This window comes from Bordetella tumbae, from assembly GCF_054780995.1.
The window spans coordinates 71,404-87,776 of record NZ_BAAGVG010000011.1 but is presented as its reverse complement, the minus strand read 5'-3'; the positions used below and the strand labels follow the sequence as shown (position 1 = coordinate 87,776).

Below are 16,373 nucleotides of genomic sequence, written 5' to 3'. Positions count from 1 at the left end.
CCTTCGTATATGGAGATCCCATGAAAATCAAGATTACGGATCAAGTTGATCGCTTCATGCCCGGTGATGAGCCTGATGTTCCAACTTACTACGCTGAAGCGCTGGTAAAGCTTGGTGTGGCGAAATACCCGGGAGCTAGCCAGGACCCGCCAGAGAACAAAATGGCCGAGCCCCCGGCAAACAAGCGGGCCGCAGGACGAGGCCGAGGACGCGGGGCCGATAGGGGTTAGCCATGAGCGTCATCAACCTGAGCAAAGCTAAGGCGTTTCTCGATGTCTTCCATGACTCAGACGATGAGAAGCTGCAAGACCTGTTGGATGGTGCGGAAGAAGAGGCCCTGCGCTTCATGAAGCGCAGCCATTTCAGCGGCGCATGTCCGGCTATTGAGGGCGATCCGCTGATTGGTGTATCTGACCCAGATGAAGTTACCCCGGGTCAGCGGGTGGCTGTGTTCCTCCTGTTGCAGGCCAGCTACGGCGCTTCGCCAGACGATGCGGAGAAGCTTCGACGAGCGGCGCAGATCAAATTGCGGCCTTATCGCTGCTCAGCGGGGTTGTGATGCTTTCTTATCGATTGCGGCACCGAATCACATTCGAGCGCCCCGTTCATATCAAGAACGAAGAGACTGGTTCTGTTCGCACGGTTTGGGAGGTGGCCATCGTCGGTGGGAAACCTATGGTTGACGTGCCTGCCGAGGTTCTGACCGGCGCTGGCCGTGAGCTGATGGCGGCGGATGCACGGCAAGCACAAACCACGGCGCGCATTAATTTGCGATGGTTCCCTGTCGACCGGCTGGAGCTAGCCAAGTGGCGCATCCTTTGGGATGGTCGCCAACTTGGGATCGTCTCTGCGGAGACGGATATCACCGCTCGGCGTGAATGGCGTCTTCGTTGTGAAGATGGGGTGCGCGATAAAACTTGAGGGGGCGTAATGGCCGAAAACCGCTTTTCAGGCTTAGACCAAGCCCTGAAGAACATGAAGGACTTGCCCGTCAAGATTCGGCGCTCAGCAGGCCGCAAAGCCGTTGGCAAGGGAGCTGCGATATTGCGCCGCAGAGCGAAAGAGAACGCTTTGCGCATTGACGATAAGGACACAGGGCGAAGAATCGCCGACAACGTCGGCCAGCGCTATCGCAGCAAAGAATCCCGGCGTACTGGAGACGTGATCATCAGTGTTGGTGTTCTCACGAAGAGGGGCCGCATTCCACGGGGCAATCCTGATGAGGGGCCGAAGGGAAACACGCCCCACTGGCACCTTAAGGAGCTTGGAACGAGCAAGGTTCGTGCTGAGCCGTTCATTCGGCCTGCTGGTGAGGGCAGTGTTGACGAGGTGCTTAATGCCGTCGCCGCCGAACTGGATAAGCAAGTCACCAACGAAGTTAAGAAATTGGGGGTGTGATGTATCCGCCCATATACGCGACAGTAAAGACCTCTCTCGCTGTCCAGGCCGTGCTAGGTGAGGACGTACGCCTCTTTCCTTTCGGAAGGGTCCCGCAAGGCACGCCAGCGCCTTATGGAGTCTGGCAGCTAGTGCCTGGCGGTAGCCCCGAAAACTACCTTGGAAATCTTCCTGATATTGACAGCATGTTGGTGCAGGTCGATGTCTACGCGACCACCGATGATGACGCACGCGAGGCCGCAAAGGCCTTGCGAGATGCCATAGAGCCACACGCACACATTGTCTCTTGGCGTGGAGAGGACACAGACACCGAAACCGACTTGGCCTTCGTCAGCTTTGACGTTAGGTGGTGGGTGCCTCGATAGCTAACCCAACTTTATTTCACCTATGCCCCGCACCTCGCGGGGCTTTTTTTTGCCCGTGAATCGGGTTCCTTTGGAGTTGAAACCATGTCCATCTTGACCCAGGGCACACAAATCTATGTATTGGCGCCCACTGTTGAGGACCCGACTAAGTTCGAGGCCTTGGAAATTGAATGCGCAACAGCGTTCTCGCCAGGCGGAAACCCCGCTGATCAGATCGAAACCACGTGCCTAAGTGACAAGATTCGCAGCTATCTGCGTGGCTTGCGTACGCCTGGGCAGGCGACGCTGAACATTAACGCTGATCCGCGCAACGTGTCGCATATCCGCCTGCATCAGTTGTCTGAGGATGACAACGTTGAGGATTTGGCCTGGGCTGTGGGCTGGTCCGATGGCAAAGCGCCGCCGACTGTAATGGCGACTGGCATCGTCTCAGGCATCACCGTGACGAATGGGGGGAGCGGTTATACGACCGCGCCGACGGTGACGCTCTCGGGCGGCGGCGGCACCGGCGCTACCGCGACCGCCACCGTGTCAGGCGGCGTAATCACTGGCATCACTGTATCTAACCCTGGTTCCGGGTACACATCGGCCCCGACTGTTGCTATTGACGGCGACGGAACCGGCGCTGCGGCGACAGCGACCCTTGGGGCAGGTGACGATTTCAATCTGCCCGCGACTCGCACTTGGTTTGTTTTCCGCGCTTACGTGTCCGACTTCCCGTTCGACTTCGCGGCAAACACTGTTGTGGCGACGGCTGCAACCCTTCAACGCACGGGCGGCTCCGCCTGGATTCGTAAGGTGGCCTAAGCATGTTGATGACCAAAGAGAGTTTGGCGACAGCGGGCGCGTTTACCGGCAAGCCTGTTGAAAAAGAGGTCAAGTGGAATAAGGATGGTGAAGACCTGGTCTTTACCGTCTACGTCCGACCTCTGGGTTATAGCGCCGCAGTATCCGACCTGCTGGCGATGTCCGGAAAGGTGGATGCCGTTGCTGGCCGCATTGCAGCGAGCATTTGCGATGCCGATGGAAAGCCTGTTTTCACCGTTGGGGATATTACGGGCGAAGCTGATCCGGAACGCGGCCCGTTGGATGGTGAGCTGACTACGTCGCTTCTTGCTGTGATAGGCGAGGTGAATGGCCTGGGAAAGTTGAAGACCTCACCGAAGAGGAAGAGGTCTGGTGCGAACTCGTAATGAACGGCATCGGCGGTTGCACAATCGCCGAAGCGAAAGAGCGTCTGAGCTACCGAGAGTTTGTCACATGGAGACAGTACCGGGCTAAGCGGGGAGGCCTGAACCTAGGCATGAGGGTAGAGCGCGCAGCTGCGACGATTGCGGCGCTTTACGCCAATTCCCACAGCAAGAACGGTGGCTACACCATCTACGATTTCATGCCTCATGAGAGTGCGCCAGCTATCTCGCTGGAACAGGCCATGAAGGAATGGGCATAAGCATTACCCCGCTTCGGCGGGGATTTTTTTTGGGCGTTGAAAATGTCGAACTCTCGAAGTCTGGGCACTCTGACGCTTGATTTGATTGCGAAGCTAGGAGGGTTCGAATCCGGAATGGATCGGGCTGGCCGCATCTCCAAGGCCAAGAGCGACCAGATAGGAAAGGATGCGGAATCAGCCGCAGCACGAACCAAAGCAGCGTATGCGACCATCGCTGCCGTCGCGGCAGGAACCATAGCCGGGATATCGCTGGGCACGATCTTCGGTTCAGTTATTGAGGAGACAAAGCAGGCTGAACGTGAGCAGGCACAGCTTGCGGCGGTGCTGAAATCCACTGGTGAGGCAGCCGGATTTAGTCGCGACCAATTGAACGCACTGGCGGCAGAGCTTGAGGGCGCGAGCATTTTCAGCGCCGGAGATATTAATCAAGCGCAAACTGCCCTGCTCGCGTTTACCAACATCGTTGGAAATGAGTTCGTCCGCGCTCAGAAAGCAGCAGCGGACATGGCGTCTCGTACCGGGATGTCGATACAACAATCTGCCGAGACCATTGGCCGTGCTCTAGATGTGCCTTCTGAGGGGATGGCCTCTCTCAGCAAACAGGGTTTTCGATTTACTGAGGACGAGAAGAAACTTGTCGCTTCGTTGGAGTCGGTTGGCAAAGCGAGCGAGGCACAAGCCATTGTCCTAAAGGCGTTGGAAGCGACGTACGGGGGCGCAGCAGAGGCGGCGCGTACTACGTTCGGTGGCGCTCTGGACGGACTGCGCAATACGATCAGCGGCCTGCTGACCGCTGACGACGGCAGTCTGGATGGGGCTCGGATTGCGCTTGAAGAGTTCAACGAGCAGCTGTCGAGCCCTGAGGCCGTCGCGGCTTTCAGTTCGCTCGTCACCACAGTCGCGGACGGAGCAGGCTTGCTGGTGCGGGCGCTGGTGTCCATCCCTTGGGATAAGACTCTTACAGCAGCTGGGGCGATTGCCGTCGTCCTCGGCGCACGCCTGGCCGCAGCAGCAACAGCATCGGCGGTGAGTTTCGCCGCGGCCACCGCGGAATCGGTGCGCTATCAGATGGCTTTGGCGTCCATGGCTGGCGTTACCACCAGGGCGGCGGCGGGTATCACGGCTGTTGGTGTTGCTGCGCGGGTGGCGTCCGGCGCAATGGCACTTCTTGGCGGGCCTGTTGGTGCGGCGATCACGGCTGGCGCAGCGCTGGTGTACTTCGCGACCTCGGCAGGTGAGTCCAAAGATAAGGCTGAAGACCTTGGGCAGCAGGTTGACTACCTGAGCGCCTCGTTTGATGGGTTCACCAAGAGCAATGCACAGGCTGCATTGATTGATATCCGGAACGAGTTGGCGAAGGCTCAGCTTAAGACGCTTGATGCAAATGACGCTGTTAATTCACTGTCGGCGCAATTGGCTGGTATTCCGAATACCGATTCGCGATTCCAGAGTCTGAATGACAAGCTGATCAAGGCAAAGAGCGAATTTGACAATGCTAGCGGGGCAGCAGCAAGGCTCAATGATCGCATAGTCGAGCTGACCGCCATCATCGCTGGCTTCGATTCGTCCGCTGCCGGTGGGGCGGTGGCAGCATCCAAGGCTTTTACGGAGCTGTCAGACAAGATCAATGAGCAGATATTGCTCACTGGAAAGCGGACGGAGGCTGACAGGTTAGCGGCGCGCATCGGAGCGGGACTTGTTAAGGGGCTGAAGGATGGCGAGGGGGAGAAGCTGATTGCTCTCCAGCGCACGGCAGATCAAAAGGCAGAGGAAGAAAAGAAGGAGCGGGAGCGCGAAGCCAAGGCCAAGGCGGCAGCTCAGGCCGCGCAGAGCGCCGCTGCGAGTGCGGCCAAAGCCCGCGAGCAGCGGGCAGCTGAAGCGATCAAGGATTACGAGCGCCAGATCGAGCTAATTAATACGACCGGCAAGCGGCAGCAGGATGCCAGCGAGGTTGCAAAGCTGGCTTTTGAGTTGGAATCCGGAAAGCTGGTCGGCATCAATGAGCAGCAGAAGGAGCGTTTAAAGCAACTTGCACAAGAGCTAGATGTAAAGCTGAAGCTCAAGCGCGAGAACGAGAACGCGCTCAAGTTGGCTTCATACGCTGCCACTCTTGACGAGAGAAACCAAACCGCGAGTGATGGGTTTGAGCTTGAACTCGCTGGCGCGGGAATGGGTGATAAGTACAAGGAACGGTTGAGAGAAATTCTTACCATCCGGCAAGAATTCAATCGTGAGATGAGTGATCTCCAGTCTCAGTTGAACAGGGGGGACATCGACCAGGACCTTTATGACGCTGAAACGGAGGTGCTCCGTAAGGCTCTTGAAGATCGGCTCGCCTTGCAGCGTGATTTCTACGAACAGCAAGATGAGGCTCAGGCGAACTGGTTGGACGGCGTCTCATCGGCGTGGGAGAACTACCGAGACACCGCCATTGATTACCAGCAGCAGGCTGCGGATTTTATTTCTGGAACGCTCGACGACACGACAGCCGCTGTCGGCAATAACTTGGCTGCGATGGCATTAGAGGGCCAGTCCCTGGGTGACACTTTTGTGAACATCGGCGCCACGATGGTCCGAAGTATTGTCGGTGCGCTGACGCAAATGGCCGCGCAATGGCTTGTCTATCAAGCAGTGCAGCTCTTAGTAGGGCGAACAACGCAAGCCAGCGCGGCTAGCACCTTAGCTTCGAATGCAGCTGCTACCTCATTGCAGGCTGGGCTGTCGGCGTATGCATCTACCGCCGCGATACCGGTGGTAGGCCCTGCCCTTGCTCCAGTTGCTATGGAGACGGCTATCGCGGCAACGGCACCTTTGGCCGCCGCAGTGGGGGCGCTGTCTCTTGCTGGCATGGCTCACGACGGTATTGACGCGGTCCCTGAAACCGGCACATGGCTTTTGAAGAAGGGCGAGCGCGTTACTACGGCAGAAACGAGCGCGAAGCTTGACTCGGTACTGAGCCGCATTGATTCCAATGTGGACCGTTCAGGCCGAGGCGTGACGGTGGTCCTCAATGAGGATCGGGAGCGCGCAGGGACAGTCGATCAGTCTTCGGGTCTGGATGGTGAGGATGTCATACGAATCTTTGTATCGAACATCCGCAATGGCGGCGATGCAGCTGATGCGATGCAGAGCACTTATGGATTAAGAAGGGTTGGGCGATGATTTCAACGGACATTGATTTTCCGGCTGATTTGCCCCTCCCTCTTAGGGAGGGGTACGGGTTCAAGCATGCTGAAACATTCAAGCGCACGCCGATGCAGTCCGGCCGGTCACGCTATAGGCGTATTCCCTCTGGACCGAGCACCGTGTCGGTGTACTGGATACTTAGGCAGAACCAAGCAGCGGCATTTGAAGCATGGTATCGAGATTCCATTAACGACGGTGCGGATTGGTTCAACTTCAAGTTGTTGAGTCCTATAGGGATGGTGACGACCGTCTGTCACTTCAAAGACGTGTACGAGGGGCCGGAACTTGTCGGTCTTTCATCGTGGCGTATCTCGGCTGAATTGGAGGTCTGGAGCCGTCCTTTGTTGCCTCCGGGTTGGGGGAACTTCCCCGAGTTCATTACTGGGGCAAGCATCTTTGATATTGCAATGAACCAAAAGTGGCCTAGAGCATGACAATCTTATCTGTTGTCTACGCCTCCGCGCCTACGAACGAACTCATCATTCCGACGCTTGAAATACAGCTGCCAGAGCGATGGATTCGGATCTGCGCCAGTTTTGAGGATCAGCTGCTTGGCGTTAACGGTGAAATGGTTTGGTTCGAGGCAGGCTCATTGAGCATCACCCTGCCAGCTAAGAACTCCACGAGCGTGCAGACGCTGACTTTCGGCGTCCCTGCGATAGACGGAGCCATTCAGCGTTATGTGGACCAAGCACTTGAGGCTGATATAGAAGTCAAATTGATTTATCGGGAGTACCTGGAAAGCGATAAGTCAGCGCCGTCCCGCGCCCCGACAGTTATGACTATACGGGGTGGCATTTTTGAGGATGTCGAGGCGCAATTTGAAGCGGGGTACTACGACATTCTGAACACGGCGTGGCCGCGCCCTAGATACACGGCGGAAACTGCGCCGGGGATTAGGTTTACATGATCAATCGGTATCTGTTGACGCGTTACGTGGCAGGTGGACGCGGCCCGCATGAGTATGACTGTTGGGGTATGGCGCGGGATGCGCGTGCTGAGCTGTTTAACAAGCCGCTTTTGCCGTCGTGTCCGGCGGCTAAACCAGGGGCCTTACAGGAAATCACGTTGGCATGTGGAGAGGTAGCAGGTGCTTACGGTCTACGGCCCACACCAAGAGTTCCTGGTGCCATCGCTACCGCCTGGCGGGCAGGGTTGTGCGTGCATGTGGGGCTGGTTGTCGAGGCGGACAACATGCAATGGATTCTAGAGACCGACATCGGCACTGGGCCTTGCTTGACTCGCCCGAGCAAATTCGAAGAGCGCTATACAAAGGTTGTCTATTATGCGGATTGAGGTGTATTCCACATTCTTGCCCGAAGTGGTGCTCGAAACGAACGAATGGACCGGTGATACTTTCGCGGGATTCCTGGATGCCAACAAGATTGAATGGCGAGGCGTTACCTCACAGCCGGTCGTTGTCAAGATCGACGATGCAGAGATTCCGCCTGCCTTGTGGGAAAAGGTGCTTTCGCCGGAAACGGTCGTGCGCGTCTATGCGCTACCACGCGGTGGAGTGTTCAAGAGTATCGGCAGCATTATCGGGAAAATTTTCAATGCCGTTTTTGGATGGCTTACTCCGAAGACGAACGTCTCAGGCTCCAATTCGGCGGAGCAGAGTAAGCGTCTTGAGACTGTTGACGCGAAGGCCAACCAGGCCAAGCTTGGTCAGGTGGTCCCTGAAATAGCGGGTAGGCATCAGCGGTATCCCGACTACTTAGTTCCGCCGCATCGATTCTTTGAAAACCAGCGTACGCAGCGGGTGCAGTTTCTCGTTTGTATTGGGCCTGGTCTTTATGGTGTCAATGGGCAGGATGTCAAGATAGGTGACACACCGTTCGACACGCTGGGCGACGATGCGACCTATCAGATATATCCGCCAGGAGTTGAATTGTCTGGCGACTACGCGTCTGAACATTGGCACCAGACTGAGGAAGTCGGCGGAACCTCTTCAGGCACGCCAGGACTCGTTCTTTCGACCAACGTCGCGAATCGGGATAACGTTGATCCCGCTGCCTACGTGTTTGACTGGGACAACATCCGGCGGACGGAGGGGGGGTGGCCGAGTGGTTGGGGGCCGGGGTCGAATGTGCAGGTTGAGTTCCCTGTCCCATACCAGGTAGTAACCATCACGGTGCCGCCTACAGAGTCAGCGCCCGGATACCAGATCAGTGAAATCACAGGATGGTTCCATCATTTGCCGAATACGTTGCTTGCTCCCAATGCGATCATCGGCCTAGGCCCGATAGATAGCGTTGAGGTCTACCGCATTCGGTCGATAGCGCCGGGCGGTACGCTTGGCATCTACACCGTTCGTTTAGAGCAAGTCGGCACGGGCAACCCTATCGTTCTGCCTCCCGGGCCGTCCGTGGTGTTGCGTTTTGGGAGCGACTTATCTCGGAATATATATGCGGCGGTAGGCGAAGACGCTTTTCAAGTCGCGCCGGGGCGCTTTCAGACAGAAGGCGACCCGTTGTCTGTCGCTGGGGCGAAGGTGCGCTATCGCGATGGTGCAGCCTACGGGGAATGGACGGGCGAGTTTGTGGCGACGCCTGCTGAAGAGAAGACGTCAACAATTGAGTATGACGTTTTCTATCAGAACGGCCTCGCCTACATAGAGGACGATGCCAAGACTTCTTCGCGCAGCGTGAGCGTTCAGTTCCAATATCGCGACATTGAAACTGGTGTGCGGACAACCGTTACCAAGACCTATACAGAAGCCACGTTAGACGAGATCGGCTTTACGGAACGGATTGACCTTCCATATCCGATGCGTCCGTCGTGTCGGATGCGGCGTATCACTGCCAATGCCATCGACAACCAAGTGCGCGATCAGTGCACCTGGTACGGCTTGAAGGTTCGGATACCGACGCGGACGGTTTATCCCGATTGGACGACGATGTCAGTCTCGTTGCGTTCGGGAGGGCGGATAGCTGCCCAGTCTGAAAACCAAATCAACCTGGTCGTAGAGCGCTTGCTGCCGCAGCTCAACCCGGATAACACCTGGACGGAGCCGCAGGCCACACGACAGATTTCTGCATTCTTTCGGTACATCTTGACGACCATCGGCTATACCGACGAGCAAATCGATATGGAGGCGCTGCAACAGCTGCATTCAGTTTGGTATTCGAGAGGTGAAACACTGGACTATGTCTTTGACGAGACGACAGTGAAGGAGGCGCTTCAGTTGGCGGTCGAGGCAGGGATGGGCGAGTTCACGATTTCTGATGGGAAAGTGAGGCCCATTCGCGAAGGAGTTCGGACGGTGTTCGAACAATCCTACTCGCCGCAGAACATGACCAGCCCTCTAAGGCGTCAGTTCGCGTCTCGCCAGCCGAACGATCCTGATGGGGTCGAGGTCGAGTTTATCAACTCGAAGACTTGGGCAAAGGATGTCGTGCGCTGCGGCCTGCCGGGAGATAACTTCTTCAAGGTGGAAAAGATCACCGTCAAGGGCGTGACTGACCGCACGATTGCGTGGCGTATTGGAATGCGTTATCGAAGACGGTTGCGTTACCGGCGATGGACCTACAACTTTTCCACGGAACTTGACGCGCTGAACAGCGAATACAAGAGCTATGTGCCATTGTTCGACGATATCCCAGGCTTCGGACAGTCGTCACCGATCGTCCATGTAAGCGCCGCGCCTGCTGGTTCAGCAAAGATCGTCCTCAATGACGCAATGACCTGGGAGGATGGGAAGGCGCACATCTTTGGGTACCGCCGCCCAGACGGGACGTTTGTTGGGCCTTATCCGGCGGAGCGTGGCGATAGCGATTTTGAGGTCATCGTGCCGCTGCCCCAGCCCTGGCCCACAGTCACGCTCACGATGGAGCTGCCACATGCCTTTCTAGGTGTGTCGGAGAGATTCTGCTTTCCAGCTTGGATCACCGACATCTCCCCAAAGGGAAATGACTCTGTATCTGTCAAAGCCGAGAACTACGACGGGAGGGAGTACGCATCGGACGACGCGTTCCCACCCGATTAATTAGATAACTTGCATCAACACAAGCCCCTTTCGAGGGGCTTTTTTTATGGGCGACGGTATGACGACCTATAACACTGGGAACCCCGTTCCGAGCACCAACCCGAAGGATTTGCTCGACAACGCTGAGAATTACGACACCGCAATGAACGACCGGGTCAACCCGAATTGGGTTGATCGCTTAGGGCGAGTGCGAAAAACCTACGGTGAAATTGAACGGCTTGCAGACCCGGGAACTGTATTGGCAGCTGTAGAGACAGCTGAAGAGGCGGCGAGAACTGCGGTTGCGGCAAATCGAACGATCTTTCGCGCAACTAAAGCCGAGCTTTTGGCTGCGATGCAAGGCCCTCCTGCGCAGATGGACGAGACTCCAGGAAAAGTTACGAACGATCCAGGTCACACGGTTGAGAACCCTATAAACGGTGACTATGTATGGAGGAATGGGCAATTGGTCTATTCCGCCGCGCAGCCTGCAACGCGAGAGGAAGTGGATTATGCCCTGGAGACCTATAGCGCTCTAGTGGGGGAGCCAGTTGAGCAGTACGAATTCTTTAACGAGTACCCAGTACCGGAGTTCTTTACAGACAAAGCATACGTGGGTACAGATTCGGCCGATTTCGTGATCGAGTCCAAAACCACGTCCGGCGAGTTTGTGTTCAACGGCTCCGCTTCTAGCGGCGACGAGACTCAATATGAATTTCATAATGCCCCCGATACAGAGGGTATGGGGTCTGTGTTTGTTGATCGCAACGAGTACATTTTTGCGAACTTCAGCCAGGTCGGCGACTGGTCGGGCGAGGCCACACCTGCAAACTCTGAGGCGAACCTCAAATTCCCTCTCAATCCCTTGACTCAAATGTTGGGTCAGATCTTATATGGGCAATCCTTATACATGGGGTGCCGAGGGATTCCTCCGCTATCTACGGATCAGCCATATTCCAATTGGACGTTTGGCCAAGGTCCTCGCTCAACTCGACCAGGCGGAACGGGTGGTGGAACAGGTACGCAGGCGGCTATTCCGCTGATTGAAAACACGTCAAACATCGCTGGGAACGGATCTCCAGATCCTGGCGAGACTCCATGTTCGGGCGCGGCGAACTTTTTTAGCGTCCAAATCAAAGATTGGGGTATCGACCCTAATGCATTGCCGGTTTTCTCATCAACGGCGGGTCATGGCGGTTATAGCATTACGCAGCTAAATGAGAACTCATCGTGGATCGCTGTTTGGCGCGATCACGTGACACAGCAAAAGGCGCGTGCGGAAGAGATGGGGAAAGAGTACATCGTTCCCGTCCTGCATTACGGACAAGGCGAATCTGATGGCGGGATGGATGAGATCGTATGGCGTAACTATTTTCTCGCTCTGTACGCTTATCAAGTGTCCTTCGTCAAGTCTGTTACTGGTCAGAAGTGGACGCCGCCGATGCATACTTATCAAAACTGGGCCACCGGCAACGCGAGTAACCCTGCTAAGGCCTATTTGTGGCTGGCCCGAAATTATCCTAACACCTTCAGGTTGGTTACTCCGCTGTATCACTTGCCGCGTGCCGACTATGCCAGCGATGGCACTCATCTGAGCAATATCGGTTCCAAGCAACTGGGTTGCTATCTAGGTCGCGCCTCGGCTGACGTAGTTCTAAGCCGCCCGATGACCAACTTCATCATGCCAGGCAAGCCCGTGTATGAGTCTGATACTCGCATTCGCATTCCGCATGCCAGTGGATTTCCTCTGCAGCTGACTGAGACCACCGCGCAGAGCGGATACAAGGTGTTGACTGGGGGAGAGGACGCTGGCGTTCCTGTCGTTACGTTGGATGAGTACAAGAACGTAATTTTGACCCTGCCCCAAAGCGTAAGTCCCGAGGATTTGGTTGTCCGCTATGCGCGAGATTACAAGCCTGAGGGCATTGTATTGAACGGTGGTGCGGGTGATCTGTGTGATACCGACCCGACTACTGTGATCATCTCGGATGAGCTTCGGAGCCTTCGTAGCTATTGCCCGTCGTTCGTAGAAACCGTCACCCTGTCTCGCGTTTGAATTTAAGAAGGTAAACCAATCATGATGCAAGTCCAACAATATCCGAGCGTGGTCACTGACAACCCAGATCTGCCAAAACTGGTCAGATCAGCGGACGCGCAGGCAATCGCAAAATTCCCTGATTTCGGAATAGTTATTGACCCCAGCTATATTTTTAATGATGGGAAGTCGCCCATCAATCGAGCCACAGGCCAACTCATGCCAACTGCGCTCGTGGATAACCCGCTTGTGATTGGGGCGTTCCCTAATGGGGCGCCGTGTTTTGATATCTTGGCATCAGCCAACAATTTGCCGAGTGGCGTGAATGTATTGCGGCTAGGCGATGTGAGTGCATCGCCGTTTCCCGCCACTGAATTCTCGATGGCTTTCGTGATGATGCGTGCTGGTGCCGCAGCGTCAACACTCGGTTTTTTAACATCGGCGAACGGCACTGCCGGCAACCCCCGCATACTTGTGAACACTGCCGGTCGGCTGGTGATTGCGAACGGTACAGCATTCCCGGTTTCTGACACTGTTACGTCGAATCCTGTACCTACTCGCTATGTAATCACTTATTCGAATGATCTCGGTGGGAAATTATTTCGGGACGAAGCTTTGATTTCTTCGAGTCCAACCGCGTTTGCAGATCCTGGTTCGGTACTAAACCGCATGTATGAATTCAATAAGTTGAATTTTGGTACTTTGGAGAGCTTCCTCCTTTCGGTCGGTTATCACACCACGATTGATCTCTCTCGGCCGCAGAACGCCGGACATCTGGCGCGTATCAACAAACACATGAAGTCAATGTTCATCGACTAGTTTGAACTTTCAAAAAACTCATCATGCCCACGTTTGTGGGCTTTTTTTATGGGATTCGGATGAATAACTTAGACCCGGTCAACGTTGCTGTAGCCGTCGCGTCGGTGCTATTTGGACCAACGTTGGCGGCGATCATCGGCCCGTATGCCGTCATTGTCATTGCTTCAACAGTGGGGGCTGCGTGGTCGTTAGGGCGGCGCGACCCTACGGCCAGGCTCGGAGCCGTTTGGTACTTCCTGCGGCTCAATGCTACGGCGGTTCTTATCACTGCGGGCCTGGCCGATATCGTTGGCCGCTGGATCGGTGGCGATGATACGTCGTGGTTGCTGGCCCCTATTGCTTTGTTGGTTGGGGGCGTGGGCGACGATTGGCCTCGCATAGGCCGTTGGATTATTGCCCGCGTAGGTAGCGTGTTTGAACGCCGAATAGGCGGGGGGCCGCAATGACTTGGGAAACAAATCAAATCACGGCCATCATCAATTTGGCGATCTGCATCGCCATTTGCGGGTCATGCATTTGCCGACTCACGCATGTCGGCAAGCATGATCTAGCCCGCAGGGCGCGGTATGCGTTGATGGTGGGCGGTTCGGTTACGTGCGGCTTGCAGCCAGTCTTGTTCGGTCAGTGGCCGAGCGTAGCGACGACAGTGTTTGCGGGCTGCATTCTGCTCAACATGATGATTAATGCGTCACGGTGGAGGCGATCATGACACTACAGGACCAGCTCACAACTCAGCTGCGTCGTGACGAAGGCGAAGTACTGCACGCCTATCAGGACCACCTCGGATACTGGACCTTGGGGATAGGCCGATTGATTGATAAACGGAAGGGGGGCGGGATAACGCCTGATGAAGCGGCTTATCTGCTCGCCAATGACATCAAGCGCGTGTCAGTTGAAGTTAGCAAGCGTTTGCCCTGGTTTGAAGCGCTAGACGAAGCACGCAAGGGTGTTTTGTTGAACATGGCGTTTCAAATGGGCGTGGATGGTCTGTTGGGCTTCAAAAACACTCTTGCGATGGTCGCACGCCACGACTATGCAAAAGCCGCAGACGGCATGCTCAACAGTCTGTGGGCTCGTCAGACTCCAGCCAGGGCGCAGCGGCTGTCAAAGCAGATGCGTACGGGAGAGTGGCAATGATAGCCATCATTGAGCGATTTAAGGGCTATCTGATTGCCATTGGCGCGGCCATCGTGACGCTGATCGCCGTCTATGTTCGCGGGCGAAGCACGGGCCGAGCTATCGAACGGCAGGAACGAGAAACCCAAATCAATAAACAGGCGGACGAAGCCCGCCAAATTGTTCAAGAGGTGCGCAATGAAACGGCTTCTATGGATGATGCTGCTGTCGCTGCTGATCTTGAGCGCTGGGTGCGCAAGCCCGCCGGTCAGGGTCGTCGCTGATTACTGCGAGCACGCCAACCTGTACTGGTTCGACGACAGCGAGCAGATAAAGGCTACGCCCGCTCCGGTGAGGCGCTTTCTCCGCGACAACAACGAGACGTGGCTGTCTCTGTGTAAAGCGGATAAGTGAATAGCAATAAAGTAGTAATTTTTCTATCAGTACTATTTTGTTTCTATTTGGTGGACTTTTAACGCAATAGATTGAAGCTTTTAACGGGCTCCTGAATCCATTGCAGCTCAAAGCCGTCGGGTCCAACGAGCCCGACGCCGACTGGCCCCAGTGCTTGCAGCTCACGCAACTCTAGTGGATCGCTGTACAACCATTCGGTGATTGGCTGCGCCTCAAGTGCGATCTGGGGCGCTATATCCGAGATATAGCGTAGCGCCACGACCCGGCCGTCCAGGATTGCAGCAATAGCCCACTCGTCGCCGTCGTGGGAGTCTTGTAGGGATTCAGGGATGGGGTAGATCATGGTCATCGCATGTTACCCCGTGTTGATCGGACTATTTAACCTGCTTAGGCACGAAATACTTGGTCCCAGGAATATGGGATCTTGCCCGTTCGTCGTCATCATCTTCCAGCGCAAATGGTTCCTTCTTTAGCTCACGGAAGTGGCTTTCCGCGCAAGAGATAGCCGCAGGGGTGCGCACGACAATCCACTGTTGGTAGACGTAGAGGGTCCGGCGTGCATGGGCGCGCAATCGCGAGACCTCACGCAGCAGCTTCATGATGTCTGGGTCGCCTAGGCGGCGCTGCATGATTTCGCGCAACTGCTCGCGAGTCATTGGGGGATATTTCGATTCTGGCATGGCTGAAAACACTGTTTGCATAAACAGTATATAGCGCCATAAAATCGGTGCCACAGTGGCGATCCGTCACGAATATCGAGACACCAATGAGCGCAACTGATTGGCAGCAGGTCGATGAGTACTATTGGTCGGGTCCTGGTGGCTGGACCATATGCCGGGTCTTCGTGAATGGCGGGTGGATATTTGAGCTTTGGAGTGGCGGAGAGTGCCGCGGCTCTAGGGCTTCACTCGAAGGCGCAGTCGCCCTTCAGCAGCAAATCACTTAATTGGTTCGGGCGTAGCTACCAGAGCGTCCGCCGGGTAGGGCAGCAGGAAATCCCGGGTTTCGCCTGGACCTGCGGCAAGCCATTCACCATATGCGCCGTCTGGCAGGATGACGACCATGCGTTTTTCTTTGCCTGGGCGGTGATAGTGCTTGAATAGTGGGTGAGCGTCGGCGTTGATTGTCAGCATGGTGTAGCTCAGCCGCCAGTTGCCGTCCGAATCCTTATATCGGTCCCAGAGTCCGGCGATGCCCATGGGTGCGCCATCGGCTCTCGTGAATCGCGTCGGCACAGCTTTGCCTGATCGCCAGTCCGGTTCGTAGATTGCCTCAGCGGGGATGATGCAGTGTTGTCCACGCTGCCATGCGCCGCGAAACGTCCAGAGCTTATCGGCAGTTTCGGATCGAGCATTGAATGTACTTTTCGTACCAGCCTCATCCAGTTTGTCTGGCTTCGTTCCTGGCGGGATCATGCCCCAGCGGCCTACCTCTACTTCGCGCTCGGGTACCGCCTCATCGCTAGAATCCCACTCTGGTGGTCTGCGCACAAACTCACCATACCGGCGCGGCCACATGTCCCAATCGGCTGGCAAAGGGATGCCGTGAGCCCGGAAATATTTCTCCATCTGCTCGCGCTTTTTTATGCCCTGGTAGTGGCTGCACATGCTGACCTTCCGTACA

Annotated in this window: 20 protein-coding genes; 17 read left to right on the top strand and 3 right to left on the bottom strand. The window is 55.8% G+C overall.

Translation table 11 applies throughout. The features are described from left to right. Positions 1–20: 20 nt before the first annotated feature. The 17 genes from ACYVI2_RS08985 to ACYVI2_RS08905 all read left to right on the top strand — a co-directional run bounded on the left by ACYVI2_RS08985 (position 21) and on the right by ACYVI2_RS08905 (position 14,620). Positions 21–230 carry a hypothetical protein gene (locus ACYVI2_RS08985; protein WP_415818813.1) on the top strand — a complete coding sequence of 70 codons (210 nt, stop codon included), beginning with the start codon at positions 21–23 and terminating at the stop codon, positions 228–230. Positions 231–232: 2 nt separating this feature from the next. Then, positions 233–559, top strand: coding sequence for a head-tail connector protein (locus ACYVI2_RS08980; protein ID WP_415818812.1), 327 nt, complete (start codon positions 233–235; stop codon positions 557–559). Next, positions 559–921: a head-tail adaptor protein gene (locus ACYVI2_RS08975; protein WP_415818811.1), complete on the top strand. Its 363-nt coding sequence runs from the start codon at positions 559–561 to the stop codon at positions 919–921. Before ACYVI2_RS08980 ends, ACYVI2_RS08975 begins: the two co-directional genes overlap by 1 nt. A 9-nt stretch (positions 922–930) precedes the next feature. After that, on the top strand, positions 931–1,398 hold the full coding sequence (locus tag ACYVI2_RS08970) for an HK97-gp10 family putative phage morphogenesis protein (RefSeq protein ID WP_415818810.1): 468 nt from the start codon (positions 931–933) through the stop codon (positions 1,396–1,398). Beyond that, a complete protein-coding gene (locus tag ACYVI2_RS08965) occupies positions 1,398–1,763 on the top strand; it encodes a DUF3168 domain-containing protein (protein ID WP_415818947.1) in 366 nt (121 codons plus the stop codon). The genes ACYVI2_RS08970 and ACYVI2_RS08965 overlap by 1 nt, the downstream gene beginning before the upstream one ends. A gap of 84 nt (positions 1,764–1,847) precedes the next feature. Next, positions 1,848–2,570 carry a phage tail tube protein gene (locus ACYVI2_RS08960; RefSeq protein ID WP_415818809.1) on the top strand — a complete coding sequence of 241 codons (723 nt, stop codon included), beginning with the start codon at positions 1,848–1,850 and terminating at the stop codon, positions 2,568–2,570. 2 nt (positions 2,571–2,572) lie between these two features. After that, on the top strand, positions 2,573–2,956 hold the full coding sequence (locus ACYVI2_RS08955; RefSeq protein ID WP_415818808.1) for a phage tail assembly chaperone family protein, TAC: 384 nt from the start codon (positions 2,573–2,575) through the stop codon (positions 2,954–2,956). Next, positions 2,956–3,213 (top strand): phage tail assembly protein T, encoded by a 258-nt coding sequence (locus ACYVI2_RS08950; protein ID WP_460490294.1) that lies wholly within the window; start codon positions 2,956–2,958, stop codon positions 3,211–3,213. The genes ACYVI2_RS08955 and ACYVI2_RS08950 overlap by 1 nt, the downstream gene beginning before the upstream one ends. Positions 3,214–3,255: 42 nt before the next feature. Next, complete coding sequence (locus ACYVI2_RS08945; RefSeq protein WP_415818806.1) at positions 3,256–6,375, top strand: phage tail tape measure protein; 3,120 nt, start codon at positions 3,256–3,258, stop codon at positions 6,373–6,375. Beyond that, the gene (locus ACYVI2_RS08940) at positions 6,372–6,833 is read left to right on the top strand and encodes a hypothetical protein (protein WP_415818805.1); all 462 of its coding nucleotides are present in this window, start codon (positions 6,372–6,374) and stop codon (positions 6,831–6,833) included. The genes ACYVI2_RS08945 and ACYVI2_RS08940 overlap by 4 nt, the downstream gene beginning before the upstream one ends. Continuing rightward, positions 6,830–7,309 carry a DUF1833 family protein gene (locus tag ACYVI2_RS08935; RefSeq protein WP_415818804.1) on the top strand — a complete coding sequence of 160 codons (480 nt, stop codon included), beginning with the start codon at positions 6,830–6,832 and terminating at the stop codon, positions 7,307–7,309. Before ACYVI2_RS08940 ends, ACYVI2_RS08935 begins: the two co-directional genes overlap by 4 nt. 375 nt (positions 7,310–7,684) lie before the next feature. Next, entirely contained in the window at positions 7,685–10,387 is a 2,703-nt protein-coding gene (locus ACYVI2_RS08930; RefSeq protein WP_415818803.1) for a host specificity factor TipJ family phage tail protein, read from the top strand. A gap of 58 nt (positions 10,388–10,445) precedes the next feature. Then, the gene (locus tag ACYVI2_RS08925; protein ID WP_415818802.1) at positions 10,446–12,422 is read left to right on the top strand and encodes a hypothetical protein; all 1,977 of its coding nucleotides are present in this window, start codon (positions 10,446–10,448) and stop codon (positions 12,420–12,422) included. 21 nt (positions 12,423–12,443) lie between these two features. Then, complete coding sequence (locus tag ACYVI2_RS08920; RefSeq protein WP_415818801.1) at positions 12,444–13,220, top strand: hypothetical protein; 777 nt, start codon at positions 12,444–12,446, stop codon at positions 13,218–13,220. Between the two features lie 59 nt (positions 13,221–13,279). After that, complete coding sequence (locus ACYVI2_RS08915) at positions 13,280–13,666, top strand: hypothetical protein (RefSeq protein WP_415818800.1); 387 nt, start codon at positions 13,280–13,282, stop codon at positions 13,664–13,666. A 259-nt stretch (positions 13,667–13,925) separates the two neighbouring features. Continuing rightward, complete coding sequence (locus ACYVI2_RS08910; protein ID WP_415818799.1) at positions 13,926–14,357, top strand: glycoside hydrolase family protein; 432 nt, start codon at positions 13,926–13,928, stop codon at positions 14,355–14,357. Continuing rightward, complete coding sequence (locus ACYVI2_RS08905) at positions 14,354–14,620, top strand: hypothetical protein (protein ID WP_415818798.1); 267 nt, start codon at positions 14,354–14,356, stop codon at positions 14,618–14,620. Before ACYVI2_RS08910 ends, ACYVI2_RS08905 begins: the two co-directional genes overlap by 4 nt. 188 nt (positions 14,621–14,808) lie before the next feature. Here ACYVI2_RS08905 and ACYVI2_RS08900 read toward each other — a convergent pair whose 3' ends face one another. The 3 genes from ACYVI2_RS08900 to ACYVI2_RS08890 all read right to left on the bottom strand — a co-directional run bounded on the left by ACYVI2_RS08900 (position 14,809) and on the right by ACYVI2_RS08890 (position 16,357). Beyond that, positions 14,809–15,093 carry a hypothetical protein gene (locus tag ACYVI2_RS08900; RefSeq protein ID WP_415818797.1) on the bottom strand — a complete coding sequence of 95 codons (285 nt, stop codon included), beginning with the start codon at positions 15,091–15,093 and terminating at the stop codon, positions 14,809–14,811. 31 nt (positions 15,094–15,124) lie between these two features. Next, entirely contained in the window at positions 15,125–15,484 is a 360-nt protein-coding gene (locus ACYVI2_RS08895) for a hypothetical protein (RefSeq protein ID WP_415818796.1), read from the bottom strand. A gap of 204 nt (positions 15,485–15,688) precedes the next feature. Beyond that, on the bottom strand, positions 15,689–16,357 hold the full coding sequence (locus tag ACYVI2_RS08890; protein WP_415818795.1) for an SOS response-associated peptidase: 669 nt from the start codon (positions 16,355–16,357) through the stop codon (positions 15,689–15,691). Positions 16,358–16,373 lie beyond the last annotated feature (16 nt).

Excerpts from the sequence above, each read along its gene's own strand:
- ACYVI2_RS08935 (WP_415818804.1), top strand. The coding sequence starts at position 6,830 with ATGACAATCTTATCTGTTGTCTACGCCTCCGCGCCTACGAACGAACTC.
- ACYVI2_RS08915 (WP_415818800.1), top strand. The coding sequence starts at position 13,280 with ATGAATAACTTAGACCCGGTCAACGTTGCTGTAGCCGTCGCGTCGGTG.
- ACYVI2_RS08925 (WP_415818802.1), top strand. The coding sequence starts at position 10,446 with ATGACGACCTATAACACTGGGAACCCCGTTCCGAGCACCAACCCGAAG.
- ACYVI2_RS08920 (WP_415818801.1), top strand. The coding sequence starts at position 12,444 with ATGATGCAAGTCCAACAATATCCGAGCGTGGTCACTGACAACCCAGAT.
- ACYVI2_RS08975 (WP_415818811.1), top strand. The coding sequence starts at position 559 with ATGCTTTCTTATCGATTGCGGCACCGAATCACATTCGAGCGCCCCGTT.
- ACYVI2_RS08910 (WP_415818799.1), top strand. The coding sequence starts at position 13,926 with ATGACACTACAGGACCAGCTCACAACTCAGCTGCGTCGTGACGAAGGC.
- ACYVI2_RS08955 (WP_415818808.1), top strand. The coding sequence starts at position 2,573 with ATGTTGATGACCAAAGAGAGTTTGGCGACAGCGGGCGCGTTTACCGGC.
- ACYVI2_RS08930 (WP_415818803.1), top strand. The coding sequence starts at position 7,685 with ATGCGGATTGAGGTGTATTCCACATTCTTGCCCGAAGTGGTGCTCGAA.
- ACYVI2_RS08985 (WP_415818813.1), top strand. The coding sequence starts at position 21 with ATGAAAATCAAGATTACGGATCAAGTTGATCGCTTCATGCCCGGTGAT.
- ACYVI2_RS08960 (WP_415818809.1), top strand. The coding sequence starts at position 1,848 with ATGTCCATCTTGACCCAGGGCACACAAATCTATGTATTGGCGCCCACT.
- ACYVI2_RS08940 (WP_415818805.1), top strand. The coding sequence starts at position 6,372 with ATGATTTCAACGGACATTGATTTTCCGGCTGATTTGCCCCTCCCTCTT.
- ACYVI2_RS08905 (WP_415818798.1), top strand. The coding sequence starts at position 14,354 with ATGATAGCCATCATTGAGCGATTTAAGGGCTATCTGATTGCCATTGGC.
- ACYVI2_RS08950 (WP_460490294.1), top strand. The coding sequence starts at position 2,956 with ATGAACGGCATCGGCGGTTGCACAATCGCCGAAGCGAAAGAGCGTCTG.
- ACYVI2_RS08890 (WP_415818795.1), bottom strand. The coding sequence starts at position 16,357 with ATGTGCAGCCACTACCAGGGCATAAAAAAGCGCGAGCAGATGGAGAAA.
- ACYVI2_RS08980 (WP_415818812.1), top strand. The coding sequence starts at position 233 with ATGAGCGTCATCAACCTGAGCAAAGCTAAGGCGTTTCTCGATGTCTTC.
- ACYVI2_RS08900 (WP_415818797.1), bottom strand. The coding sequence starts at position 15,093 with ATGATCTACCCCATCCCTGAATCCCTACAAGACTCCCACGACGGCGAC.
- ACYVI2_RS08945 (WP_415818806.1), top strand. The coding sequence starts at position 3,256 with ATGTCGAACTCTCGAAGTCTGGGCACTCTGACGCTTGATTTGATTGCG.
- ACYVI2_RS08970 (WP_415818810.1), top strand. The coding sequence starts at position 931 with ATGGCCGAAAACCGCTTTTCAGGCTTAGACCAAGCCCTGAAGAACATG.
- ACYVI2_RS08965 (WP_415818947.1), top strand. The coding sequence starts at position 1,398 with ATGTATCCGCCCATATACGCGACAGTAAAGACCTCTCTCGCTGTCCAG.